The sequence below is a fragment of the Variovorax frigidus genome (genome assembly GCF_051216515.1).
Classification (GTDB): Bacteria; Pseudomonadota; Gammaproteobacteria; order Burkholderiales; family Burkholderiaceae_C; genus Variovorax.
The window spans coordinates 488,981-512,927 of sequence record NZ_JBPJZF010000005.1; the positions used below are offsets into that span (position 1 = coordinate 488,981).

Annotated in this window: 21 protein-coding genes; 17 read left to right on the forward strand and 4 right to left on the reverse strand. The window is 69.9% G+C overall.

The window, feature by feature from the left end; genetic code table 11:
• Positions 1–143 precede the first annotated feature (143 nt).
• Positions 144–1,955 (reverse strand): acyclic terpene utilization AtuA family protein, encoded by a 1,812-nt coding sequence (locus ACSFBC_RS17670; RefSeq protein WP_435511643.1) that lies wholly within the window; start codon positions 1,953–1,955, stop codon positions 144–146.
• Positions 1,956–2,122: 167 nt separating this feature from the next.
• On the opposite strand from ACSFBC_RS17670, the gene ACSFBC_RS17675 reads away from it, so the two are divergent.
• Positions 2,123–2,674: a DUF2889 domain-containing protein gene (locus tag ACSFBC_RS17675; RefSeq protein ID WP_435511644.1), complete on the forward strand. Its 552-nt coding sequence runs from the start codon at positions 2,123–2,125 to the stop codon at positions 2,672–2,674.
• Here the strand turns inward: ACSFBC_RS17675 and ACSFBC_RS17680 are convergent.
• Entirely contained in the window at positions 2,671–4,230 is a 1,560-nt protein-coding gene (locus tag ACSFBC_RS17680) for a class I adenylate-forming enzyme family protein (protein WP_435511645.1), read from the reverse strand. The genes ACSFBC_RS17675 and ACSFBC_RS17680 overlap by 4 nt on opposite strands.
• Positions 4,231–4,372: 142 nt before the next feature.
• Between ACSFBC_RS17680 and ACSFBC_RS17685 the strand changes: the two genes are divergently transcribed.
• Genes ACSFBC_RS17685 through ACSFBC_RS17695 form a run of 3 tightly spaced genes read left to right on the forward strand, consistent with a single transcriptional unit; the run spans position 4,373 to position 7,245 of the window.
• Complete coding sequence (locus tag ACSFBC_RS17685; protein ID WP_435511646.1) at positions 4,373–5,548, forward strand: acyl-CoA dehydrogenase family protein; 1,176 nt, start codon at positions 4,373–4,375, stop codon at positions 5,546–5,548.
• A gap of 21 nt (positions 5,549–5,569) precedes the next feature.
• Positions 5,570–6,379, forward strand: coding sequence for a TIGR03084 family metal-binding protein (locus tag ACSFBC_RS17690; RefSeq protein ID WP_435511647.1), 810 nt, complete (start codon positions 5,570–5,572; stop codon positions 6,377–6,379).
• Positions 6,376–7,245 carry a phosphatidylglycerol lysyltransferase domain-containing protein gene (locus ACSFBC_RS17695; RefSeq protein WP_435511648.1) on the forward strand — a complete coding sequence of 290 codons (870 nt, stop codon included), beginning with the start codon at positions 6,376–6,378 and terminating at the stop codon, positions 7,243–7,245. Before ACSFBC_RS17690 ends, ACSFBC_RS17695 begins: the two co-directional genes overlap by 4 nt.
• 19 nt (positions 7,246–7,264) lie before the next feature.
• Here the strand turns inward: ACSFBC_RS17695 and ACSFBC_RS17700 are convergent, their stop codons facing one another.
• The gene (locus ACSFBC_RS17700; protein WP_435511649.1) at positions 7,265–7,468 is read right to left on the reverse strand and encodes a hypothetical protein; all 204 of its coding nucleotides are present in this window, start codon (positions 7,466–7,468) and stop codon (positions 7,265–7,267) included.
• A gap of 81 nt (positions 7,469–7,549) precedes the next feature.
• Here ACSFBC_RS17700 and ACSFBC_RS17705 point away from each other — a divergent pair, with 81 nt between their 5' ends.
• The 10 genes from ACSFBC_RS17705 to ACSFBC_RS17750 are packed head-to-tail and all read left to right on the forward strand — an operon-like array spanning position 7,550 to position 19,465.
• Positions 7,550–9,172 carry an acyl-CoA carboxylase subunit beta gene (locus ACSFBC_RS17705; protein ID WP_435511650.1) on the forward strand — a complete coding sequence of 541 codons (1,623 nt, stop codon included), beginning with the start codon at positions 7,550–7,552 and terminating at the stop codon, positions 9,170–9,172.
• Between the two features lie 22 nt (positions 9,173–9,194).
• A complete protein-coding gene (locus ACSFBC_RS17710; protein WP_435511651.1) occupies positions 9,195–10,349 on the forward strand; it encodes an acyl-CoA dehydrogenase family protein in 1,155 nt (384 codons plus the stop codon).
• A gap of 22 nt (positions 10,350–10,371) precedes the next feature.
• Positions 10,372–12,372 (forward strand): acetyl-CoA carboxylase biotin carboxylase subunit, encoded by a 2,001-nt coding sequence (locus ACSFBC_RS17715; protein ID WP_435511652.1) that lies wholly within the window; start codon positions 10,372–10,374, stop codon positions 12,370–12,372.
• Positions 12,373–12,420: 48 nt separating this feature from the next.
• Entirely contained in the window at positions 12,421–13,206 is a 786-nt protein-coding gene (locus ACSFBC_RS17720; RefSeq protein WP_435511653.1) for an enoyl-CoA hydratase/isomerase family protein, read from the forward strand.
• Positions 13,191–14,771 carry an acyl-CoA synthetase gene (locus ACSFBC_RS17725; protein ID WP_435511654.1) on the forward strand — a complete coding sequence of 527 codons (1,581 nt, stop codon included), beginning with the start codon at positions 13,191–13,193 and terminating at the stop codon, positions 14,769–14,771. The genes ACSFBC_RS17720 and ACSFBC_RS17725 overlap by 16 nt, the downstream gene beginning before the upstream one ends.
• A 2-nt stretch (positions 14,772–14,773) precedes the next feature.
• Positions 14,774–15,388 (forward strand): methyltransferase domain-containing protein, encoded by a 615-nt coding sequence (locus ACSFBC_RS17730; RefSeq protein WP_435511655.1) that lies wholly within the window; start codon positions 14,774–14,776, stop codon positions 15,386–15,388.
• A gap of 22 nt (positions 15,389–15,410) precedes the next feature.
• On the forward strand, positions 15,411–16,628 hold the full coding sequence (locus ACSFBC_RS17735) for an acyl-CoA dehydrogenase family protein (protein ID WP_435511656.1): 1,218 nt from the start codon (positions 15,411–15,413) through the stop codon (positions 16,626–16,628).
• Positions 16,625–17,695, forward strand: a complete 1,071-nt coding sequence (locus tag ACSFBC_RS17740; protein WP_435511657.1) for a phosphotransferase family protein — start codon at positions 16,625–16,627, stop codon at positions 17,693–17,695. Before ACSFBC_RS17735 ends, ACSFBC_RS17740 begins: the two co-directional genes overlap by 4 nt.
• On the forward strand, positions 17,692–18,459 hold the full coding sequence (locus tag ACSFBC_RS17745) for a glucose 1-dehydrogenase (RefSeq protein ID WP_435511658.1): 768 nt from the start codon (positions 17,692–17,694) through the stop codon (positions 18,457–18,459). The genes ACSFBC_RS17740 and ACSFBC_RS17745 overlap by 4 nt, the downstream gene beginning before the upstream one ends.
• A 10-nt stretch (positions 18,460–18,469) precedes the next feature.
• A complete protein-coding gene (locus tag ACSFBC_RS17750; protein WP_435511659.1) occupies positions 18,470–19,465 on the forward strand; it encodes an NADPH:quinone oxidoreductase family protein in 996 nt (331 codons plus the stop codon).
• A 23-nt stretch (positions 19,466–19,488) separates the two neighbouring features.
• On the opposite strand, the gene ACSFBC_RS17755 is transcribed toward ACSFBC_RS17750, so the two are convergent.
• Entirely contained in the window at positions 19,489–20,475 is a 987-nt protein-coding gene (locus ACSFBC_RS17755) for an alpha/beta fold hydrolase (RefSeq protein WP_435511660.1), read from the reverse strand.
• A gap of 274 nt (positions 20,476–20,749) precedes the next feature.
• Between ACSFBC_RS17755 and ACSFBC_RS17760 the strand changes: the two genes are divergently transcribed.
• Genes ACSFBC_RS17760 through ACSFBC_RS17770 form a run of 3 tightly spaced genes read left to right on the forward strand, consistent with a single transcriptional unit; the run spans position 20,750 to position 23,905 of the window.
• On the forward strand, positions 20,750–21,931 hold the full coding sequence (locus tag ACSFBC_RS17760) for an ABC transporter substrate-binding protein (RefSeq protein WP_435511661.1): 1,182 nt from the start codon (positions 20,750–20,752) through the stop codon (positions 21,929–21,931).
• A gap of 25 nt (positions 21,932–21,956) precedes the next feature.
• The gene (locus ACSFBC_RS17765) at positions 21,957–22,832 is read left to right on the forward strand and encodes a branched-chain amino acid ABC transporter permease (protein WP_435511662.1); all 876 of its coding nucleotides are present in this window, start codon (positions 21,957–21,959) and stop codon (positions 22,830–22,832) included.
• The gene (locus ACSFBC_RS17770; protein ID WP_435511663.1) at positions 22,829–23,905 is read left to right on the forward strand and encodes a branched-chain amino acid ABC transporter permease; all 1,077 of its coding nucleotides are present in this window, start codon (positions 22,829–22,831) and stop codon (positions 23,903–23,905) included. Before ACSFBC_RS17765 ends, ACSFBC_RS17770 begins: the two co-directional genes overlap by 4 nt.
• Positions 23,906–23,947 lie beyond the last annotated feature (42 nt).

Genomic DNA, 23,947 nt, shown 5'->3' on the forward strand with positions numbered 1-23,947 from the left:
CGGGGGACGTGACGGGATTCGGTCAATTATAGACTCGAGGATGAGAACCATTCGCATTTTGCGCGCTGCACTCTGTTGCTGCCGTGAAGTTCATCTTTCGGGCAGCGCCGGTGCTCAATGGGCGTGGTCCATGGACTCGGCCTCTACAAACGACGCGCATCTCGTGCGACGCGTTGAGGAACCAAGATCTCAATATCAAGCAGCATCTGCGCCATGCCCTTGCCCAGGGGGTCCATGCGCATCGAAGAGGGGCCGCCGCCGTCGAGCGCCTCGTGCACCAGCAGGTTCATCGAGGCCGTGCCCGGCAGGTAGAAGCGCGTGACCTTGCCCGCTGGTAGGTGCCTGAAATAGGCCTCGACCACCTCCGGCCGCAGCCGGTCCCAGAGCAGCGGCAGCCATTCGGGGCGGCGCGCGATCAGGCCGATGTTGGAGATGTTGCCCTTGTCGCCGCTGCGCCCGTAGGCCAGATCGACCAGCCGCACGGCTTCGAGCGGCTGGCCCTGGTCGTCCCACGCGGCCGGCATCGGCTGCGGCAGGGCGGCGGCCTCGCTCGCGCCCGGCGCGGTACGCACTCCGTGGGGCTCGCCGTCGAGCACGAACCTCAGCGGCACCGCGTCCTTGTCCAGCAAAAAGGAGAAGGGCTTGATCAGCGGCGAGACCGCGGGACGGCCGCCACCGGGGCTGGTGGTGCCGGGCGCCCACGAGGTGCCAGAGGGCGCGATCTCGCGCGCGAACATCGCGAGCGCGGCCTTCTGCGGATGGTTGGCCACCACGCGCATCATCACCTCGCGCACATGCCGCGTGCGGGCGTGCGGGCCGTAGAGCGTCTCGCAGCCGATGACCTCGATGTAGGTCGAGGTGAAGGGCGGCAGGCCGCCCTCGCGCAGGATCCCGCTGGTGCGCTCGATGATCGCCTCGGCGGTGCGACGCGCCTTCTTCTCGGCGTCGATGCCGATCATCACCATGCTGCCCGCGCAGCGGAAGCCGTCGAGCTGCGTGGCGGAGACCTTGTACTGCGGCGTGGGCGCGCGGCCCTTGGCCGGGCTCACGTGCACGCGGTTCTCGCCCTGCTGCGTGATATTCACGTCGCGGAAGTCGCAGCTCACGTCGGGCAGGAGGTAGGCGCCCGGGTCGCCGATCTCGTAGAGCATCTGTTCGGCGACGTTGGCGCTGATCACCTTGCCGCCCGTGCCCTCGGGCTTGGTCACGACAAAGCTGCCGTCGGCGTGGCATTCGACGATCGGGTAGCCCATGTGGGCCCAGTCGGGGATGTCCTCCCAGTCGGTGTGCAGGCCGCCCGTGGCCTGGCAGCCGCATTCGATGATGTGGCCGGCCAGGCTGCCCGAGGCCAGCAGGTCGTAGTCTCCGGGCTGCCAGCCGAACTCGTGGATCAGCGGGCCCAGCGTGACCGCGCTGTCCACACAGCGTCCGGTGATCACCACCTGCGCGCCGGCGTCTAGCGCCGCCGCGATCGGCGCGGCGCCCAGGTAGGCATTGGCGCTCAGCACCTTCTCGGGCAGCGCTTCGCCGGTGAACATGTCGCGCGTGCCGCGCTCGCGCAGCGCGGGCATCAGCGGGCTCACGTCGTCGCCCTCGATCACCGCGATGCGCAGCGTGATGCCCTGCGCCTCGGCCACCGCCCTGAGCGCGGCCGCGCAGCCGTGCGGGTTGATGCCGCCTGCGTTGCTCACCACCTTGATGCCCTGCCGCTGGATCTCGGCCAGCACCGGCTTCATCGCGATGTCGACGAAGTCGGTGGCGTAGCCCAGCTCGGGGTTCTTGGCGCGGGCTGAGGCGAGGATCGACATCGTCGTCTCGGCCAGGTAGTCGAAGACCAGGTAGTCGAGGCGGCCGCCCTTCACCAGTTGCGGCGCGGCGACCATGCTGTCGCCCCAGAAGCCGGATGCGCCACCGATGCGGACGGTGCGGGCCGTTGTGTTGGGTGTGTTCGTCATTGGATGTCCTTGCTCGGATCAGCTTATCGAAGCCCCTCGTGCGGGGCTTGCGCCGAGTCGCTGATGCGGCGCAGCGCCTCGGCGCAAGACGGGCGCGGAGGCGGGCGTCAAGATGCTTCGACCGGCCTTCGTCCGCCCCCGAGAATCCGCCCCTCGAGAGATCGTCCATGCCCCTGTCCCCTCCACGCGCCGAGCGCAAGCTGGCGCACACCCGCACCCTCACGATCCGCGGCCACGAGCGCAGCGACGGGCTGTTCGACATCGAGGGGCACCTGGTCGACGTGCGGCCCGAGGCCGTGCAGTTCGCGGGCGGCGGCCGGGCAGCGGGCGAACCTATCCACGTGATGTGGCTGCGCCTGACGGTCGATGCCGAGGCCCTGATCGTCGACGTCGAGGCGGTCACCGATGCCGGCCCCTTCGACGCCATGTGCGGCACCATCGCACCCGCCTACCGCGGCCTGATCGGCCTGCGCGTGGGCGCGGGCTTTCGCGGCCACGTGCGGCGCCTGCTGACCGGCGTGCGCGGCTGCACCCACATGAGCGAGCTGCTCTCGACCATGGCCACGGCCGTGATCCAGACCCTCGCGGGCAGCCGGCCGCAGCCCGAGGACCAGCGGCCCTTCCAGCTCGATGGCTGCCATGCGCTGGCCGGCGACGGGCCAGCGGTCGCGCGCTACTACCCGCGCTGGCACCGGCGCGGCGATCCCCCAAGTGACTAGGTTTCGCTGCGCAGCTGCGCCTTGAGGATCTTGCCGGCGGGCGTCAGCGGCAGTTCGCTGCGCAGCACCACCTGGCGCGGCATCTTGTAGTCGGCGATGCGGCCCACGCAATGCGCGAGCACCTCGGCTTCCGTCAGGCCGCTGCCTTCGCGGGCCACCACGAAGTAGCGGCCGATCTCGCCCAGCACCGGGTCGGGCACGCCGATGCCGGCCACCATCACCACCGCGGGATGGGTGGCGATCAATGCCTCGACCTCGGCCGGGTACACGTTGAAGCCGCCCTGGATGTACATGTCCTTCATCCGGCCCTTGAGCGTGATCAGCCCGTGCGCATCGACGCAGCCCAGGTCGCCGGTGCGCAGCCAACCGCCGTCGAACGCACCCTGGCCCGCGGCGGCGCCGATGTAGTCCTGCACCACGCCCAGGCCGCGAAACTGCAGCTCGCCGATCTCGCCCGCCGGAAGCTCGGCACCGTCGGGCCCCATCACGCGCAGCTGCGCGCCGTCGAGTGGTGCGCCGATGCTGTGCATCAGCGCCTCGTCGTTGCATTGCCAGGGCGTCATCACCAGCGCGCCCGAGGCTTCGGACAGGCCGTAGAGGTTCATGATCTGTGCCGCCGGCATGCGTTGCTGCAGGTGGCCGAGCAGCGTGGCGTCGACGTTGGAGCCGCCGGTGATCACGAGCCGCACCGAACCGAGGTCGACCGCCGCCGACTCCGGGTGCATCAGCAGCAGCGTCATCATCGTCGGCACGCCGATCAGGATCGCCGGCGGATGGCGGCGGATCATGTCGAGCACCGTCTTGGCCTTGAACACCGGCACCAGCTCGCAACTGCCGCCCGCGAGCAGCTGCGAGAGGATGCCGCAGGTGATGCCGCCGACGTGGTTGAAGGGGTTGGCCAGCTGCACCAGGTCGCCGGGCCGCGTGCGCGTGTGGCGGGACTGGCCGTGCGCCGACGCGAGCAGGCTGGCATGCGTGAGTGCACAGCCCTTGGGGCGGCCGGTGGTGCCCGAGGTGTAGATCACCATCGTCAGGTCGGTGGCCTGCACCGCGGGCGTGGCCCGGCCGAGCGCTGCCTCGTAGATCGGCGAGGCCGCCATGGCGGCGAAGACCTCGCCGTCGAGCGTGACCACCTCGCGCAGCGCGGGCAGCGTGGGGGCCAGGCGCTCGAGCATCGCCTGGAAGTCGAAGCCGTCGATCTCGCGCGTGGCGAACACCGCCTTCGACTGGCTGTCGGCCAGCATGAAGGCGATCTCCGCCTCGCGGTAGCGCGGGCTCAGCGCGACCACCGCCACACCGATGCGCGCGGCCGCGAAGAAGAGCTGCAGCCACTCGATCTGGTTGTGCGAGAGCAGCGCGATGCGGTCGCCGCGTACCAGGCCGCGACGCAGCAGTGCGCCCGCCAGCCGCTGGCTCGCTGCCGCCATGTCGGCGAAGGAGAAGCGCCGATCGCCGTCGATGTAGGCGACGACGTCGGGATGCAGCATCGCCGCAGCGTGGAGCGCGGCGTGCAGCAGCGAGGGGGGCGAATCGGTGGTGTGGGTGGCTTCGGTCATGGCGCGGGCTGGGTGGGACGGGTGCGCACAGCCTAAGAACCGCGCCCCGTTCCTGGCTTGCGTGCAGTCGCTGTCCGCAGCCACTTCGCGCAAGACCTGCCCAGGGGCCGAAGCTAGCCTCCTCGGAGCACAAGGAGCCCCCATGGAATTCTTCGAAGCGCCGCCGCTTCCCTTCTATTTCACGCCCGAACACGAGCAGTTCCGCGCCGGCCTGCGCGACTTCATCGCCCGCGAGATCACGCCCCACGTCAACGAATGGGACGAGGCCGAGACCTTCCCGCGTTCGCTCTACGGCCGTGCGGCCGAGATGGGCGTGCAGGGCCTGGGCTACCCCGAGGAATACGGCGGCACGCCGGCCGACATCTTCTACCAGCTGGTGGTCGCCGAGGAGTTCGCGCGCTGCGGCGGCGGCGGCGTGCAGGCCTCGCTCAACTCGCACAGCATCGCGCTGCCGCCGATCCTCAAGGCCGGCAGCGACGCGATCAAGCGCCGCGTGATCCCGCCGGTGCTGGCCGGCGAGAAGATCGCCGCGCTCGCGGTGACCGAACCCTCGGGCGGCTCCGACGTGGCCAACCTGCGCACGACCGCGGTGCGCGACGGCGACCACTACGTGGTCAACGGCGAGAAGACCTTCATCACCTCGGGCATGCGCGCCGACTTCATCACCACCGCCGTGCGCACCGATCCCGCGATCAAGGGTGCGGGCGGCATCTCGGTGCTGCTCATCGACGGCGACACGCCCGGCCTCACGCGCACCGCGCTGCAGAAGATGGGCTGGTGGAGCTCCGACACCGCGCACCTGCGCTTCGACAACTGCCGCGTGCCCGTCGCCAACCTGGTGGGTGAGGAGAACAAAGGCTTCAAGACCTTCATGAACAACTTCAACAGCGAGCGGCTGTTCATGTCGGCGCTGGCCTGCGGCTATGCCGAGGTCTGCCTGCAGGAGGCGCTCGACTGGACGCGGCAGCGCACGCTCGCGGGCAGCACTTTGTCGCAGCGGCAGGTGGTGCGACACAAGCTGATGGACATGACGCTGCGCATCGACGCCGCGCGCGCGCTGCTCTACGACCTGGCCTACCGCATCGAGCACCGGCTCGCGCGGCCCGAGCACTTGGTGGCGCGCGTCTGTCTGGCAAAGGTGCAGGCCACGCAGGCCATGCAGTTCTGCGCCGACCAGGCGGTACAGCTGCTGGGCGGCATGGGCTTCATGCGCGGCACGCGCAGCGAGCGCATCTACCGCGAGGTCAAGGTGATGATGATCGGCGGCGGCTCGGAAGAGGTCATGAAGGACCTCGCCGCGCGGCAGCTCGGCGTCTGAGTAAAAGAGGAAAGCCCCGCGATGAAACAGACGATCGACGACCTGCGCGCCGAGTACGCGCAACTGGCCGACCTGGCCCGCACGCTCACCCCCGCCCAGTGGGCCGAGCGCAGCGCCTTCCACGGCTGGACGCCCTGGGACGAGGTCGCGCACCTGTGTTTCTTCGACGAGACCGCGCTGCTCTCGGCCACCGATGCCGAGGCTTTCGCGCACGACACGTCCACGCTGCTGGCCGAGCTGGCCACCGGCCGCGAGATCAGCACGATCGCGCGGACCAAATACGCGCACCTCGGCGGCCCGGCCCTGCTGGCCCACTGGGAGCCGATCTCGGCACGCCTCACGGACGCCCTGGCGGTGCTCGACCCCAAGGCGCGCCTGCCCTGGTACGGCCCGTCGATGAGTGCGCGCTCCTTCGCGACCGCACGCCTGATGGAGACCTGGGCCCATGGCCAGGACGTATGGGACGTGGCGCGCCGCCGCCGCCCCGCGAGCGACCGGTTGCGCCACATCGCGCACATCGGCGTCACCACCTTCGGCTGGAGCTTCGTCAACCGCAAGCGGCCGGTGCCCGACGTGATGCCCTGCGTCGAACTGCAGCCACCGCACGGTGGCGAACCCTGGACCTGGGGCGACCCGGCGTCGCCCGAACGGGTCACGGGTTCGGCGCTCGATTTCTGCCTGCTGGTGACGCAGCGCCGCAACCTGGCCGACACCGGACTGGCGTACACCGACGGGGCGGCGCGCGAATGGTTGTCGATCGCGCAGTGCTTCGCCGGCGAGCCCGCGGACGCACCCGCGCCCGGCGTGCGCAAGGTGGCGTACACCGATTGAACGGCCTGCCGATCACGCTGGCGCTGCAGCCCCGGATCGAGGCCGCGCTCGGCGCGCTGCGCCACGGCACCGGTGCGCAGTGCCTGTCGGACCATGCGTTCTCCAACCTCTATCTGTTCCGCGAGGCGCACGGCTACCGCTTCGCACCCGGCGACTGGCCCGGCGTGGCCGGCCGGACCTATGACGGCATGCTGCACTTCATGCCACTGTTCGACGTCGCGACCGCGCCGGCGGCAGTGCTGGGCGCGTTGATCCAAACGCACGGCTGCCTCTATCCATTGGCCGGCGCACAGGCCGACGCGCTGCCGTCGGAGGCCTTCGGCCTGGCGTCGTCGGAGGACGATTCCGACTACCTCTACGCCGCCGCCAGCCTGCGCGACTACGCGGGCCGCGCGCTGGCCAAGAAGCGCAACCTGGTGCGGCAGTTCCTCGCGCAACACGCGCCACAGGCCGTGCCCTTCGATGCGTCGCAGGCCGGGGCGGCGCGCTCGGTGCTGCGCGGCTGGATGGCGCACAAGGGCAAGGGCGAAGGCGAAGCCGACGAGCGCGCCTGCCTCGAAGCGATCGACCATGCGGCGCGCTTCGGCTTCGAAGGCTTCGTGCATTTCGTGGGCGCGCTGCCCGTGGCCTTCCTGCTGGTGCAGGAACTGCAGCCCGGCGTGTTCGCGGTGCGCTTCGCCAAGGGGCTCGACAGCCACGTGGGCATCTACCCCTACATGTTCCAGCACTTCTGCCGCGTGTTCGCGCGGCCGGTGCACTGGCTGAACTTCGAGCAGGACATGGGGCTGGCGGGCTTCAGGCGCAGCAAGCGCTCGTACCGGCCGAGCGCGCTGCTGCCGAAGTGGCGGGTGACGCTGCGCGGTTGAGGCGCAGCGCCGGTGCGCGTCAGCGCTTGTCGCGGATCGGCAGGTTGATCTCCGACGCCGGGATCTCGCGCTTGCCGGCGATCAGCGCGACCTTGATGTCGCCGGTCTGCGCGAAGGCGAAGCGGCCCGTGTGCGCGGCAAGCGCGCCGGCGGTGGCGGCCACGCTTGCGTCCAGTGGCCGCGTGGGCTCGGACGACGCGTTGGCGGCAGCCACTTCGCGCAAGACCGCCTCCTGGCCTTTGCCTAAGCTGACCCCCATACACCAGTCCGCAAACGCCACCCGGCACCTGCAGAACCACAGCACATGGCAATCATCGAGTCGAACGTTTCCCCCGGCAGCGAGGCCTTCGAGGCGAACCGCACCGGCATGCTGGCCCTGATCGACCGCGTCCGCGGCTACGAAAAGCGCAGCATCGCCACCTCGGGCAAGTCCCGCGAGCGCTTCGAGAAGCGCGGCCAGCTGCTGCCGCGCGAGCGGCTGTCGCTGCTGCTCGACCCGGGCACGCCCTTCCTCGAGATCGGCTCGCTGGCCGGGCTCGGCCTGGACAACCCCGACCTGGAAAAGAGCGTGCCGGGCGGCGGCGTGATCGGCGGCATCGGCTGGGTGTCGGGCGTGCGCGTGATGGTCAACGCTTCCGACTCGGGCATCGATGCCGGCGCGCTGCAGCCCATGGGCATCCCCAAGCAGCTGCGCATGCAGGAGCTGGCGCTGGAGAACAAGCTGCCCTATGTGCAGCTGGTCGAGAGCGCGGGCGCGAACCTCATGACCTACAAGGTCGAGGAGTTCGTCACCGGAGGCAACCTGTTCCGCAACATCGCGCGCATCTCGGCCGCCGGCCTGCCGGTGGTGACGGTCACGCACGGCTCGTCCACCGCGGGCGGCGCCTACCAGACCGGCCTGTCCGACTACATCGTCATGGTGCGGGGCCGCTCGCGGGCCTTCCTCGCGGGTCCGCCGCTGCTCAAGGCCGCGACCGGCGAGATCGCGACCGAGGAAGAGCTCGGCGGCGCGCTGATGCACACCTCGATTTCGGGCCTGGGCGACTACCTGGCCGAGGACGACCGCGACGCGATTCGGCTGGCGCGCGAGATCCTGGCCAACATCGACTGGCATCGCGGCATGCCCGCCGAGCCGGTGCGCAGCTTCAAGCCGCCGCGCTACGACGCCGAGGAACTGCTGGGCGTGATGCCCATCGATCACAAGCGGCCGGTCGACATGAAGCAGGTCATCGCACGCATCGCCGACGATTCCGAGTTCCTCGAGTTCGGCGAGAACTACGGCAGCGCGACGGTGGTCGGCCACATCAAGATCGAAGGCATGCCGCTGGGCGTGATCACCAACAACGGCCCGATCGACCCGGCCGGCGCCACCAAGGCCACGCACTTCATCCAGGCCTGCTGCCAGTCGAAGACGCCGATCCTCTACCTCAACAACACGACCGGCTTCATGGTCGGCAAGGACTACGAGGAGGCCGGCATCATCAAGCACGGCTCCAAGATGATCCAGGCCGTGACCAGCGCCACCGTGCCGCAGATCACCATCTACTGCGGCGCCTCCTTCGGCGCCGGCAACTACGGCATGTGCGGCCGCGGCTTCCACCCCCGCTTCTGCTTCTCCTGGCCCAACGCCAAGACCGCCGTGATGGGCGGCGAACAGGCCGCGCAGACCATGGTCAACGTGACCGAGGCGGCGATGAAGCGCAAGGGCGGTGAGGTCGACCGCGAGAAGCTCGCCGAGATGGAGCGCCGCATCATCGACCGCTTCGACAGCCAGATGAGCGTGTTCACCACCAGCGCGCACCTGCTCGACGACGGCGTGATCGACCCGCGCGACACGCGCGCGGTGCTGAGCAAGGTGCTCTCGATCTGCCGCGATGCCGAACGCCGCGAGCCGCAGAAGATGCAGTTCTCGGTGGCGCGGCCCTGAGCCACCCGAGCCGAGGTACGCCATGCACCTGACCCCCGAACACGCCACGCTGCGCGACACGCTCAAGCGCTTCATCGACAAGGAGGTGAATCCCCATGTCGACGAATGGGAGCGCGCCGAAGTCTTTCCCGCTCACCAGGTGTTCAAACGCCTGGGTGAGCTGGGCATGCTGGGCCTGACCAAGCCGGTCGAGGACGGCGGCGCCGGCCTCGACTATTCCTACGGCGCGGTGATGGCCGAGACGCTCGCGCACATCAACTGCGGCGGCGTGCCGATGGCCATCGGCGTGCAGACCGACATGGCGACACCCGCGCTCGCGCACCGCGGCAACGCCGAGCTGCGCGCGGAATTCCTCGCGCCCGCGATCGCCGGTGACTACGTGGCCTGCCTGGGCGTGTCGGAAGTCGGCAGCGGCTCCGACGTGGCCTCGATCAAGACCACCGCGCGCAAGGACGGCGGCGACTACGTGATCAACGGCGGCAAGATGTGGACCACCAACGGCACGCAGGCCGACTTCTGCTGCGTGCTCGCCAACACCTCCGAAGGCGCTTCGCACCGCAACAAGTCGCTGATCGTGGTGCCCATGAAGACCAAGGGCGTGCAGGTCGCGCGCAAGCTGCGCAAGATGGGCATGCACTCGTCGGACACGGCGCAGGTCCATTTCGACGACGTGCGCGTGCCGCAGCGCCACCGCATCGGCGAGGAGGGCATGGGCTTCATCTACCAGATGGAGCAGTTCCAGATCGAGCGCCTCTGGGGCGCGCTCAACAACGCCGGCATGGCGCAGCGCGCCATCGACACCACCATCGGCTACACGCGCGAGCGCCGCGCCTTCGGCCGCTCGATCCTCGACAACCAGTGGGTGCATTACCGGCTGGCCGAGATGCAGACCGAGGTGGCCGCCTTGCGCGCCCTCTGCTGGCAGGGCGTGGAGGAGGTGGTGGCCGGGCAGGACGCCACGCGCACCGCCACCATGGCCAAGCTCAAGGCCGGCCGCGTGATCCGCGAGGTGGCCGACGGCTGCCTGCAGTTCTGGGGCGGCATGGGCTTCGTCGACGAGAGCCCCATCTCGCGCATCTTCCGCGACGGCCGGCTCACCTCGATCGGCGGCGGCGCCGACGAGGTGATGCTCCAGATCCTCAGCAAGTTCATGGGCACCTTCCCGTCCGCTCACTGAAAAAACCATCGACGTACGTTCCATGACCGCCTCGACCTCCCAGCTCACTCCCTTCCGCAAGATCCTGATCGCCAACCGCGGCGAGATTGCCTTGCGCGTCATCCGCAGCGCGCGTGCGCTCGGCTATCGCACGGTCGCCGTGTACTCGACGGCCGACGTCGGCGCGCGCCACGTGCGCGAGGCCGACCAGGCCGTGTGCATCGGCGAGCCGCTGCCCGCACAGTCCTACCTGAACATCCCGGCGGTCATCGAGGCCGCGAAGCGCAGCGGTGCCGACGCGGTGCACCCGGGCTACGGCTTCCTGGCCGAGAACGAGGACTTCGCGCAGGCTTGCCAGGACGCGGGCCTGGTGTTCATCGGCCCTTCGGCCGAAGCCATCGTGTCGATGGGCAACAAGGCCGGCGCCAAGACGCTGATGCAGGCGGCCGGCGTGCCCTGCATTCCGGGCTACCAGGGCGACGACCAGAGCGAGGAGCGGCTCGCGGCCGAGGCCGTGCGCATCGGCTTCCCGGTGATGATCAAGGCCACGGCCGGCGGCGGCGGCCGCGGCATGCGGCTGGTGCCCTCGGCCAGGGAATTTCCCGAGCTGCTGCGCAGCGCGCGCTCCGAGGCGCAGAGCGCCTTCGGCGACCCCGAGGTGATCCTCGAGCGCGCCATCGTGGAGCCGCGCCACATCGAGATCCAGGTTTTCGCCGACCGCCACGGCAACGCGATCCACCTGGGCGAGCGCGACTGCTCGGTGCAGCGGCGCCACCAGAAGCTGATCGAGGAGGCGCCGTCGCCCGCCGTGAATGCCGAGCTGCGCGCGCGCATGGGCGCCACCGCGGTGGCGGCGGTCAAGGCCATCCGCTATGAAGGCGCGGGCACGCTCGAGTTCCTGCTCGACGCAGAGGGCAGCTACTATTTCATGGAAATGAACACCCGGCTGCAGGTCGAGCATCCGGTGACCGAGGCCATCACCGGCCTCGACCTGGTCGCACTGCAACTGCGCGTGGCCGGCGGCGAGCCGTTGCCGATCACGCAGGAGCAGGTCACGTTCAATGGCCATGCGATTGAGGTGCGCTTGTGCGCCGAAGACGCAGACAAGGGCTTCATGCCCCAGAGCGGCACCATGGCGCTGTGGGAGATGCCGACGCAATTGCGCGTCGAGCACGCCTTGCGCTCGGGCGGGGAGATTCCGCCCTATTACGACTCGATGATCGCCAAGGTCATCAGCCATGGCGACACGCGCGAGGCCGCGCGGCGCCAGCTGATGGCCGGGCTCGAGGATGCGGTGGCGCTGGGCGTGACCACCAACCAGGCCTTCCTGCACCGCTGCCTGGGGCACGCGGTGTTCGCGGCCGGCGGCGCCACCACCGCCTTCATCGCGCAGAACCAGGACGCGCTGCTCGCGCTGGACACCGAAGCCCGCGCGCGCGTCGCCGCCATCGCGGCCGTGCTGCTCTACGAGACCACCGGTGCGCGCCGCGCGCCGTCGACCGGCCGGCGCATGACGCACAGTCTGCCGATCTCGCTGCGCTTCGACGTCGAGGGCAGCGCGGTGAGCGCGAGCATCGTGCTGCGGCAGCAGCGCCATTTCGAGGTCTCGATCGGCGACGCGGCGCATGTCGTCGAGCTGGCCGAGATCGGCGAGCATGCCGCGCGCTTCGTCTGCGACGGCCTCTATGAAAGTGCGGCCTTCCACCGAGATGATACCACGCTGCTGCTGCACTACCGCGGCATCCCGGTGCGCGTCGAGGACAAGACCCGCGCCGCCACCGCGCGCCAGGGCGAGGCCGGCGGCGACGGCAAGGTGCGCGCCTCGATGAACGGCCGCGTGGTCGCGGTGATGGCGGCCGTCGGCGACATGGTCGAGGCGGGCCAGCCGGTGCTCACGCTCGAGGCCATGAAGATGGAACACATCCACGCCGCGCCGGTGGCCGGCAAGGTCATCGCGCTGCACGTGAAGACCGGCGACCAGGTCGCGGCCAGCCGCGTGGTGGTCGAGATCGAGGTGGCCGCCAAGGATGCGGTCGCGGCCTAGGCACACAGGGCGCACGGCCGGCGCCCCGGGAACAAGGAGCGAGACAAGATGAGCGAGACGAACGAACCCGCGGTGCGGGTGGAGAAGCGCGGCCACGCGATGTGGGTCACGATCAACCGGCCCGACAAGCGCAACGCGATCAACAAGGACGTGGTGGCCGGCATCCGCGACGGCTGGCGCCGCGCCCATGCCGACCCCGAGGTGCGCGTGATCGTGCTTACTGCCGCGGGCGAGAAGGCCTTCTGCGCGGGCGGCGACCTGCAGCCGGGCGCGGGCTTCGCGTTCGACCTGTCGCAGCCCAACATCGACTACGCCGACATGCTGCGCGAGGTGCAGAACGCCACGTTGCCCAGCATCGCGCGCATCAACGGCGTCTGCATGGCCGGCGGCGTGGGCCTGCTGTGCATGACCGACATGGCGGTCGCGGCCGACCATGTGCAGTTCGGCCTGCCCGAGGTCAAGATCGGCCTGTTCCCGATGCAGGTGCTGAGCCTGCTGCAGGACATCGTGCCGCGCCGCACGCTGCGCGAGTGGTGCCTCACGGGCGAGCCCTTCGGCGCGGCCGAGGCCAGGGAGGCCGGCCTGCTCAACTACGCCGTGCCGGCCGAGGAACTCGATGCCAAGACGCAATGGCTGGTCGACCGCCTCGCCGGCAAGTCGCCCACGGCGCTGCGCCGCGGCAAGTACGCGATGCGCGCCATGGCCGCGATGTCCTTCGACGAAGGCATCGCCTACACCGAGAGCCAGATCGCGCTGCTCGCGATGACCGAGGACGCGCGCGAAGGCCTGGCTTCGTTCAACGAGAAACGGAAGCCGGTATGGACCGGACGCTGAAGGCCCCGGCGCCGACCGACCGCGGCGCCCATGCGGTCGGCCTGGCCGACTGGTTGAGCCGGCGCGCGGCCCGTGCGCCGCACCATCCGGCGCTGAGCTGCGAGGACGTGCACTGGACCTACGGCGAACTGGTCGACCGCATCGAGCGCATGTCGGCGGTGCTGGCCGCGGGCGGTGTGGATACGGGCGCGCGCGTCGGCTACCTGGGTCTCAACGACCCGATGTTCGTCGTGGTGCTGTTCGCCACCGCGCGGCTCGGCGCGATCTGCGTGCCGCTCAACTTCCGGCTCAGCGGCACGGAACTGTGCTTCGTGATCAACGACGCGGGCGTGCACACGCTGGTGGTGGGCGAGGAGCACATCGCGGTGATCGACCCGGTGCGCGGCACGCTGGCCTGCAGCCGCTACATCCACCGCGGCGCGGGCGCGCCGGGCTGGGAGCCGGCCGCCGCGCTGCTGGCCGACGCGCCGCCGGCGCCGGCCGCCGTGCCGGTGCGCGCCGAGGACGTGGCGGTGATCATGTACACCTCGGGCACCACCGGCCATCCCAAGGGCGCGATGCTCACGCACGGCAACTTCTGGACCAACAACCTCAACGAGATGTTCCTCTGGGACATGGTCTCGACCGACGTCACGCTGAACTTCGCGCCGATGTTCCACGTCGGCGGCCTGCTGTGCGGCAGCATGACCACGCTGCTGGCCGGCGGCCATCTGGTGCTGCAGCGCGGCTTCGATCCGCAGGCGGTGCTCGACGCGGTGGCGACACATCGCGTGAGCGTGACCTTCGCCGTGCCGGCCATGCTGCTGTTCATCAGCCAGCACGCCGGCTTCGAGGCTGCGAACCTGTCCTCGCTGCGGCTGGTGTCGGTGGGCGGTGCGCCCATGCCCGAGCCGCTGCTGCGGCTCTACGGCGCGCGCGGCATCCCGGTGCACCAGGGCTACGGCATGACCGAGACCGCCTCGATGATCACCTTCCTGCATCCCGACCGCTCGGGCGACAAGCTGGGCTCGAGCGGCACGCCGCCGCTCCTGACCGAGATCAAACTCATCGACGTGATGGGCGACGAGGTCACCGCGCCCGGCGCCACCGGCGAGATCTGCGTGCGCGGCGGCAACGTGATGTCCGGCTACTGGAACCGGCCCGAGGCCAACGCCGCGGCCTTCACCGCCGACGGCTGGTTCCGCAGCGGCGACGTGGGCTACCGCGATGCCGAGGGCTTCCTGTTCGTCTGCGACCGGCTCAAGGACATGGTGATCAGCGGCGGCGAGAACATCTATCCGGCCGAGGTCGAGAGCGTGCTCTACGACCACCCCGACGTTGCCGAGGCGGCCGTGATCGGCGCGCCCGATGCGCAATGGGGCGAGCGCGTGGTCGCGGTGATCGCGCCCAGGCCCGGCAGGACCGTCACGCTCGAGGGCCTGCGCGAATTCGCTCAGGCACGACTCGCGCGCTACAAGCTGCCCAAGGAACTGCGGTTGGTCGAGGCGCTGCCGCGCAATCCGACCGGCAAGGTGCTCAAGGCCAAGCTGCGCGAGTCCGACGCCGCTGCCGCCGCGAAGGGTTGAACATGGCCGGCCCCACCCCTGCGTTCTGGCAGCAGCGCTTCGAGACGGGCAGCACGCCCTGGGACCGCGGCGCGGCGGGCCCGCAACTGCAGCGCTGGCTCGACAGCGGCGCCGTCGCGCCCGGCCAGCGCGTGGTGGTGCCGGGCTGCGGCAGCGGCTGGGAGGTCGCGGCGCTGGCGGCCGCGGGCATGGACGCGGTCGGCCTCGACTATGTGGAGGCGGCCGTGGAACGCACGCGGGCGCTGCTCGCGGCGCACGGCCTCGCGGCCGAGGTGGCGCAGGCCGACGTGCTGCAGTGGCGGCCACCGGTGCCGGTCGATGCGGTCTACGAGCAGACCTGTCTGTGCGCGCTGCACCCCGACCACTGGAGCGCCTATGCGGCGCAGCTCGCGGCCTGGATCCGACCGGGCGGCCGGCTGCTCGCGCTGTTCATGCAGAAGCGCGAGGCCTCGGCCGGCGACGGCGTGGTCAGCGGGCCGCCCTACCACTGCGACATCCATGCGATGCGCGCGCTGTTCCCGTCCACCGCCTGGGCCTGGCCCAAGCCACCCTATGCCCACGTGGCGCACCCGAGCGGTGCCTACGAACTGGCTGTCGCACTGGTGCGGCAGGCCTGACATCACCAGGACCGGAGACACGATGGACTTCAAGCATTCCGACACCTCGCTGCAACTGCAGCAGCGCGTGCGCGATTTCATGGAGGCGCACGTCTATCCGGTCGAACATCTCTACTACCAGCAGGTGCAGGCCAGCGACCACCCCTACCGCACGCCGGCCGTGCTGCAGGAGCTCAAGGCGCTGGCGCGGGCGCAGGGCCTGTGGAACCTGTTCCTCTCCTCGGCCAAGGGCGGCCTGAGCAACCTCGACTACGCGCCGGTCAAGGAGATCATGGGCCGCGTGCTCTGGGCGCCCGAGGTCTTCAACTGCTCGGCACCCGACACCGGCAACATGGAGGTGCTGTCGCACTACGGCACGCCCGCGCAGAAGGAGCGCTGGCTCGCGCCGCTGATGGCGGGCACCATCCGCTCGGCCTTCTCGATGACCGAGCCGGCTGTGGCGTCGAGCGACGCGACCAACATCCAGTGCGAGATTCGCCGCGACGGCGGCGACTACGTGATCAACGGTCGAAAATGGTTCACCTCGGGCGCGCTCAACGAGGAGTGCGCACTGCTCATCGTGATGGGCAAGACCGACCCCGACCACGCCGACCGCCACCGGCAGCAGTCGATGATCCTGGTGCCCAAGAACACGCCCGGCGTGCGCATCGTGCGCGACATCACGGCCTTCGGCTACGACGATGCGCCCGTGGGCCACCCGGAGATCGTCTACGACAACGTGCGCGTGCCGGCATCGAACATGCTGCTGGGCGAAGGCCGCGGCTTCGAGATCGCGCAGGGCCGGCTCGGCCCGGGCCGCATCCATCACTGCATGCGGTTGATCGGCTGCGCGCAGCGCGCGCTGGAGATGATGTGCGAGCGTGCCAACACGCGCGTGGCCTTCGGCCGGGCGCTGGGCGAGCAGGGCTCGGTGCGCGAGGACATCGCGCATTCCTTCTGCGAGATCGAACAGGCGCGGCTGCTCACGCTGCGTGCGGCCGACAAGATGGACCGCGAGGGCAACAAGGCGGCCAAGGACCTGATCGCGGCGGCCAAGATCGTGGTGCCCAGCATGGCGGCGCGCGTGATCGATCGCGCGATCCAGGTCTTCGGCGGCGCGGGCGTGTCGCAGGACACCTTCCTGCCGCGTGCCTATGTCTATGCGCGCTTCATCCGCATCGGCGACGGTCCCGACCAGGTGCACCTGTCGGCGATCGGAAAGGAACTTCTCAAGCGCAGCGCTGCGCACGCCACGGCGTGACGGCGCCGGTCGTCAGTGCGCCGCCGCTCGACCTGGCGCGGCTCGGCCGCTATCTCGAGGCGCAGGCGCCGGGCTTCCACGGGCTGCGCAGCGCCGAGCGTTTCGTCGGCGGCAACTCGAACCCGATCTGGCGCGTGCAGGCCGACAGCGGGCGCTACATCCTGCGCACGCAACCCGCGGGCCAGCTGCTGAAGTCTGCGCACGCGCTGGACCGCGAGGCGCGCATCCTCACGGCGCTGCGGCGCAGCGCGGTGCCGGTGCCGCAGCTGCGCGTGCTGTGCAACGACCTCGACGTGGTGGGCGTGCAGTTCTACCTGATGGACTTCGTCGAGGGCGTGGTGCACCGCCACGTCGGCCTGCCCGAGGTGCCGCCGGCGCGGCGCCGCGCGGTGTACGACGCGGCCATCGACAGCCTGGTGGCGATCCATCGTGTCGACCTCGATGCGCTGGGCCTGCGCGACTTCGGCCGCACGGGCAACTATTTCGAACGCCAGCTGCACCGCTGGACGCAGCAGTACCGCGCCGCCATGCCCGAGGGCTCGGCTCCGATGGACGCGCTGATCGCGCGGCTCGAGGCGCTGGTGCCGCGCGAGGACCATCCGGTGGTGCTGCTGCACGGCGATTCGCGGCTCGACAACCTGATGTTCGACGCCAGCGGCAGCCGCGTGATCGCGGTGCTCGACTGGGAGCTGTCGACGCTGGGGCATCCGCTCGCCGACCTGGGGCAGTTCCTGGGCGTGCAGGAGCTGCCGCCCGGCTACCTGCTGCCCGGCCTGCGCGGCGTCGACCGCGCGGCGGAGCGCCTGCCCACGCAGGACGAACTGGCCGCGCGCTACCTGCACGCGATGCGCATGGACCCGGCCACCGACCTGCGCTTCTACAAGGCCTTCGCGATGTTCCGGCAGGCGGCCATGTCCGCGGGCCTGCGCCGCCGGGCTGCGCTGGGCACGGCCGTGGCCGAGAGCGCGCTGGCCTTCGGCGACACGATGGACGTGTTCGTGCTGGCCGGACTGGACATCCTCGACCCCGGCGCGGGGCCCGACAGACCCGTGGAGACAAGCCAATGACCGTCAACCATCCCTTCGACCTGAGCGGCAAGGTCGCCCTGGTCACCGGCTCGTCCCAAGGCATCGGCGCCGCGACCGCGCGCGTGCTGGCGCAGGCCGGCGCGCACGTGGTGATCAGCAGCCGCAAGCTCGACGACTGCGAGCGCGTGGCCCAGGCGCTGCGCGACGAAGGCCTGAAGGCCGAGGCCCGCGCCTGCCACATCGGGCGCATGGAAGACATTGCGTCGATGGGCGCGCACCTGCAGGCCGTGCACGGCGGCCTCGACATCCTGGTGAACAACGCGGTGCTCAGCCCCTGGCGCACCATCGAGGACATCGACGCCGGCCTGTTCGCCAAGACCGTCGACGTGAACCTGCGCGGCTACTGGTTCCTGTCGAGCGAGGCGGTCAAACTGATGAAGCCGCGCGGCGGCGGCAGCATCGTGAACATCTCCTCGGTCTCGGCGCTGCACCCGGAGAAGATGCTCGGCCTCTACGGCACGCTCAAGACCGCGCTGATCGGCATGAGCCGCGCCTTCGCGCTCGAGTACGGGCCTTTCGGCATCCGCGCCAACACCGTGCTGCCCGGCGTGATCGAGACCAGGCTGGCCGAGGCTTTCGACGGCGAGGCGCGCGAGCGCATCCTGCAGAAGACGCCGGTGCGCCGCGTCGGCCGGCCCGAGGAGATCGGCTACGCGGTGCTCTACCTCAGCGCCGCGTCGGGCGCCTTCACCACCGGCGCGGGCCTGGTGGTCGACGGCGGCATGTCCATTTCAATGCTTTGAAGGAAAAAACATGAAAGCCGTTCTCGCCAAACGCCATGGTCCGCCCGAGTCGCTGGTGGTGGAAGAGGTCGCGCCCCTGCAGGCCGGACCGGGCGAGGTGATCGTCAGCGTGCACGCCAGCGCGGTCAACTTTCCCGACACGCTGATCATCGAGAACCGCTACCAGTTCAAACCCGCGCTGCCCTTCTCGCCGGGCGGCGAGGTGGCGGGCACGGTCAAGCAGGTGGGCGAGGGCGTGCAGGGCTTCGCGCCGGGCGACCGCGTGATCGCGGTCTGCGGCTGGGGCGGCTACGCGGAAGAGGTGCGCACCAGGCCCGAGAAGCTGGTGCCGCTGCCCACGGGCATCGACATGGAAGCCGCGGCCGCACTGGTGATCACCTACGGCACCTCGCACTACGCACTCAAGGACCGTGCGGCCCTCCAGCCCGGCGAGACGCTGCTGGTGCTGGGCGCGGCCGGCGGCACCGGGATCTCCGCCGTCGAGCTGGGCAAGCTCATGGGCGCGCGCGTGATCGCTGCGGCCTCGACCGACGAGAAGCTCGCGCTGTGCAAGGCGCACGGCGCCGACGAGACCATCAACTACACGCGCGAAGACCTGCGCGAGCGCCTCAAGGCGCTGACCGGCGGGCGCGGCGTCGACGTGGTCTACGACCCGGTGGGCGGCAGCTACACCGAGCCCGCGCTGCGCAGCATGGCCTGGCGCGGGCGCTACCTGGTGATCGGCTTCACCGCGGGCGAGATCCCCCGGCCCGCGCTGAACCTGGTGCTGCTCAAGGGCTGCTCGATCGTGGGCGTGTTCTACGGTGGCTTCGCCCAGGCCGAGCCGGTGCGCTACCAGGCCTTCATGGACGAGCTCGTGGGCTGGCTCGCGCAGGGACGCATCCGACCGGCGATCACCGCGCGCTACCCGCTGGAGCAGGCTGCGCAGGCGCTGCGGGTGGTGGCCGACCGCAAGGCGACGGGCAAGATCATGCTGAGCACGGCCCTGGGACGCGGCGAATCCTGAACCGGTGCGGCAGGCGGGGCCGTTCAGCGCCTCGTGCGCCGCGCGAGCCAGTCGAGCAGCAAAGCATTCACCGCGTCGGGCCGTTCCTGCTGCGTCCAGTGGCCGCAGTCGGCCAGCGTGTGGCGCTCGAGGTCGGGCACGATGCGCTCCATGCCGCGCGTGGTGGCGGGCGGCAGGAAGAAGTCGTCCGCGGCACTGACCATCAAGGCCGGTACGCCGATGTGATCCGGTGTCGTGGCCGTGTCCAGCCAGTTGCGGTGCAGGTTGCGATACCAGTTCAGCGCGCCTTCGAAACCGGTGCGCTCGTAGGCCTGCGTGAAGACGCGCAGCGCGTCGGCATCGAGCAGCGGCGCGCCCATGACCTCGGGCTCGCCGGTGAACATCGTGGCCGGCAGGGCCTGGATGCGCGCCGGGAGCTGCGCGAACTGCGCCAGGGTGACGGCCGGCCGCCGCATCAGGCCGCGGAAGGTCGCCTCCACATCCTGCACCAGCAGGGCCTCGCCGACACCCGGCTGCTGGAACGTGACCATGTAGTGCTCCGGCCCGCGGGCCGTCCGCATGGTCTGGACCAGGTCGGCTTCGGTGCGGCGCGTGTAGGGCGTGTTCAGCGAGGCGATGCCGAGCACGCGCGACGCATGGTCGCGTGCCAGCGTCCAGGCGAGCGCGCCGCCGAAGTCGTGGCCCACCACCACTGCGCGCTCGATGCCCAGCGCATCGAGCAGCCCGGTCATGTCGAGCGCCAGGTTCTGCATGCGGTAGCTGTCGAGCGAACCTTGCGGGCCCGTTTCTCCGTAGCCGCGCAGGTCCGGTGCGATCACGCCATAGCCCGCCGCCGCCAACGCGCGGACCTGGTGGCGCCAGGAGAAGGCGAGCTCCGGAAAGCCGTGCAGCAGCAGCACCGTGGGCCGCGCCGCGTCGGTGGGCGGCACCACGCTGGTGGCCATGAGGATGCCGTTGGTGGGCACGCGGCGCCAGCCGGGCAGGGCGTCGAAGGGCAAGGGGACGGGCATGGGGTTGTCCTTGTGCTTCCGAGGGGTTCGAGACGCGGGCGCCGGACGGCGCGTACGGCATGCGTCGGGTGCCGATTCTGTGGCGGCGCGGCGTGCAGGTCTTGTGCTTTGTCGCCGCGTCGGCATCGCCGAGGTCCTCGCGTGAACGGCCCTTGGGACTTTCCCCAGGACGCGGGCAGGCCAGCGACTCGGCACAAGACCGCACGCGGGGGGGCGGCAAGACTGCACGGGTGGCCGATCGCTCCCGATCGCCGAAGTCCGAGGAGTTTGCGAGATGAACACGAAACGTGCCGGCGTCGCGGTCGCATGCCTGGTGGCAGCGGCCGCGGCAGTCCCCGGGGCCGCGAGCGCCCAGGCCACGCAGGGCGTGAGCAGGACCGAGGTGCTGGTCGGCACCATCCAGGACCTGTCGGGCCCGATCGCGGCCTTCGGCAAGGAGACCGTCAATGGCATGAACATGCGCATCGAGGAGTTCAATGCGGCCGGCGGCACCGCGGGCCGAAAGATCCGCCTGATCGTCGAGGACTCGAGCTACGACACCAAGAAGGCCGTGCTGGCCGCGCAGAAGCTGGTGCAGAACGACAAGATTTTCGTCACGGTCGCGAACATCGGCACCGCGCTGGCGCTGACCACCATGCCGATCTTCACCGAGGGCGGCGTGATCCATGCGTTTCCGCTCGCGTCCGCGCGCGGCCTCTACGACCCGCCGAACCCGCTGGCCTTCGCGTTCGCCGTGCCCTACTACCAGCAGGGCCGCGTGATCGTGAAGGCCCTGACCAAGACCCGCGACGACCGCAAATGGTGCTCGCTGATGCAGGACGACGAGCTGGGCACCGAGCTCATGAAGGGCGTCGAGTCACAGCTCGGGGAGCTGAAGAGGAAGGTGCTCGAGAAGACCACCTACAAGCGCGGCGCGACCGACTTCTCGTCGCAGGTGGCGCGGCTCAGGAGCGCCGGCTGCGACACGGTGGTGATGGGCACCACGCTGCGCGAGACCATCGGTACGCTCAACGAGGCGAAGAAGGTCGGCTTCGCACCCGACTTCATCGGCACCTCGGCCTCGTATTCGCACCTGGTGCCCAAGCTCGGCGGGCCGGTGACCGAAGGCTTCCTGTCCTCGCATGCGAGTTCGCAGCCCTATGCCGACGATGCCTCGAAGGAGCTGCGCGACTGGTTTGCCGCCTACAAGGCCAAGTACAACGAGGACCCGGGCCAGTACGCGGTGTTCGGCTACGGCGCGATGGACTGGACCATCAAGACGCTCGAGAAGGTCGGCCCCGACCTCACGACCCAGCGTTTCGTGCAAGCCATGGAGACCTCGACCTTCCCGCGCGACAAGCTGGGCTTCGACACCATGAGCTTCTCCAAGACCAAGCGCCTGGGCTCCGAAGCGGTGCGCATCTCCAGGCTGGCCAACGGCCGCTGGGTGCCGATCACCGACTACCTGCAGCCCTGAGCGGCCGACGCCACGAGGACCCGTCTTGGAATTCCTACAGCTGTTGATCTCCGGCGCCGCGCTCGGCTGCATCTATGCGCTGATCGCGCTCGGCTTCGTGCTGATCTACAAGGCGACCGAGACCGTCAACTTCGCGCAGGGCGAGCTGATGATGCTCGGCGCCTGCACCGGCTACCTGCTGATGCTTTGGTTCAAGCTGCCGTTCCTGTGGGCCGCACTGGTCAGCGTCGCGGGCATGGCGGGCTTCGGCATGCTGCTCGAGCGCGCGGTGATCCGGCCCATCCTGGGCCAGCCGCAGTTCACCGTGGTGATGCTGACCATCGGCCTGGGCTACATCACGCGCGGCCTGGTCACCATGCTGCCGGGCATCGGCACCGACACGCACGTGCTCGACGTGCCCTACCGCGGCCAGGTCTGGAAGCTCGGCACGCTGGTGCTGAGCGCGGAGCAGGGCGCGGTGATCGGCATCACGCTCGCGCTGTGCCTGGCCCTGTTCCTGATGTTCAAGTACACCAAGCTCGGCGTGGCCATGCAGGCGGCCTCGCAGAACCAGCTGGCCGCCTACTACATGGGCATCCCGGTGCGACGCCTCAACGGCATGGTGTGGGGCCTGTCGGCGGCGGTGGCCACGGTGGCCGGACTGCTGCTCGCGCCCATCACCTTCGTGCACGTGAACATGGGCTTCATCGGGCTGAAGGCCTTCCCGGCCGCGGTGGTCGGGGGCTTCGGCAGCCTGCCGGGCGCGGTGGTGGGCGGGCTGATCATCGGCATCGTCGAGGCGCTCGCGGGCTTCTATTTGCCCGAGGGCTTCAAGGACGTGGCGGCGTATGTGGTGGTGCTGCTGATGCTGGTGGTCAAGCCCAGCGGATTGTTCGGCGAGAAGCAGCGGAAGAAAGTATGAGATTCATCTTCAGAACCAGCTACCGCCAGGACTATCGCCTCGCGCAGCACAGCGGCCAGGTGTTCTGGTACGGCCTGCTGCTTGTGGCGCTGGTGGCCGCACCTTGGATCGTCGGCACCTACTGGACTTCGCAGCTCACCTTCGTGCTGATCTACGCGATCGCCGGGCTGGGCCTGATGGTGCTCGCGGGCTACACCGGCCTGGTGTCGATCGGGCACGCGGCCTTCCTGGGCGTGGGCGCCTACACGCAGGCCGTGCTCACGGGGCAGGGCTGGTCCTTCCCCGTGGCGCTGGCGGCATCGGCCGGGCTTTCGGCGGCGGTGGGCGTGGTGGTCGGGTTGCCGGCGCTGCGCGTCAAGGGCATCTACCTCGCGGTGGCGACGCTGGCCTTCGGCTTCATCGTCGAGGAGGTGATGGCGCGCTGGGAGCACGTCACGGGCGGCAACGCGGGCCTGTCGGTGAAGGCGCCCGCGATGTTCGGCTGGACGGCCAGCAGCGCGCCGGCCTTCTACCTGGTGGTGCTGGTGGTGTGCCTGCTCGTGACGCTGGCGGTGATGAACCTGTTGCGCAGCTCGACCGGCCGGGCCTTCATTGCGATCCGCGACTCCGAGATCTCGGCGCAGAGCATGGGCATCCATCTGGCGCGCTACAAGACCCTGTCCTTCGCACTGTCGGCGGCCATCGTGGGTGTGGCGGGTGCGCTGTACGCGCACAAGCTGCGCTTCATCTCGCCCGAGCAGTTCGGCATCGCGCAGTCGATCGACCTGCTGCTGCTGGTGGTCGTGGGCGGGCTGGGGTCGGTGCACGGTGCGTTCTTCGGTGCCATCTTCCTGATCACGATGCCGCAGGCCATCGCGTTGTTCAAGGACTGGCTGCCGCCCGCGATCGGCCAGGCCGCGGGGCTGCAGGCGGTGGTGTTCGGCATCGTGCTCATGGGCTTCGTGCTGTTCGAGCCGACCGGCCTGTACGGCCGCTGGGTCAAGCTGCGGACCTACCTGGAGCTGTTCCCGACCTACCGTCGCGGCATGTTCCGCCGCCAGAAAACCTTCCAGAAATCGGAGCGAGTCCGGTGAAGCCCACCCCCGTTCCTTGCGCACTTCGTGTCGCCGTCTTCC

Coding starts and splice junctions, on each gene's coding strand:
- ACSFBC_RS17670 (WP_435511643.1), bottom strand. CDS start 1,955: ATGACGAACACACCCAACACAACGGCCCGCACCGTCCGCATCGGTGGC.
- ACSFBC_RS17675 (WP_435511644.1), top strand. CDS start 2,123: ATGCCCCTGTCCCCTCCACGCGCCGAGCGCAAGCTGGCGCACACCCGC.
- ACSFBC_RS17680 (WP_435511645.1), bottom strand. CDS start 4,230: ATGACCGAAGCCACCCACACCACCGATTCGCCCCCCTCGCTGCTGCAC.
- ACSFBC_RS17685 (WP_435511646.1), top strand. CDS start 4,373: ATGGAATTCTTCGAAGCGCCGCCGCTTCCCTTCTATTTCACGCCCGAA.
- ACSFBC_RS17690 (WP_435511647.1), top strand. CDS start 5,570: ATGAAACAGACGATCGACGACCTGCGCGCCGAGTACGCGCAACTGGCC.
- ACSFBC_RS17705 (WP_435511650.1), top strand. CDS start 7,550: ATGGCAATCATCGAGTCGAACGTTTCCCCCGGCAGCGAGGCCTTCGAG.
- ACSFBC_RS17710 (WP_435511651.1), top strand. CDS start 9,195: ATGCACCTGACCCCCGAACACGCCACGCTGCGCGACACGCTCAAGCGC.
- ACSFBC_RS17715 (WP_435511652.1), top strand. CDS start 10,372: ATGACCGCCTCGACCTCCCAGCTCACTCCCTTCCGCAAGATCCTGATC.
- ACSFBC_RS17720 (WP_435511653.1), top strand. CDS start 12,421: ATGAGCGAGACGAACGAACCCGCGGTGCGGGTGGAGAAGCGCGGCCAC.
- ACSFBC_RS17725 (WP_435511654.1), top strand. CDS start 13,191: ATGGACCGGACGCTGAAGGCCCCGGCGCCGACCGACCGCGGCGCCCAT.
- ACSFBC_RS17730 (WP_435511655.1), top strand. CDS start 14,774: ATGGCCGGCCCCACCCCTGCGTTCTGGCAGCAGCGCTTCGAGACGGGC.
- ACSFBC_RS17735 (WP_435511656.1), top strand. CDS start 15,411: ATGGACTTCAAGCATTCCGACACCTCGCTGCAACTGCAGCAGCGCGTG.
- ACSFBC_RS17745 (WP_435511658.1), top strand. CDS start 17,692: ATGACCGTCAACCATCCCTTCGACCTGAGCGGCAAGGTCGCCCTGGTC.
- ACSFBC_RS17750 (WP_435511659.1), top strand. CDS start 18,470: ATGAAAGCCGTTCTCGCCAAACGCCATGGTCCGCCCGAGTCGCTGGTG.
- ACSFBC_RS17755 (WP_435511660.1), bottom strand. CDS start 20,475: ATGCCCGTCCCCTTGCCCTTCGACGCCCTGCCCGGCTGGCGCCGCGTG.
- ACSFBC_RS17760 (WP_435511661.1), top strand. CDS start 20,750: ATGAACACGAAACGTGCCGGCGTCGCGGTCGCATGCCTGGTGGCAGCG.
- ACSFBC_RS17770 (WP_435511663.1), top strand. CDS start 22,829: ATGAGATTCATCTTCAGAACCAGCTACCGCCAGGACTATCGCCTCGCG.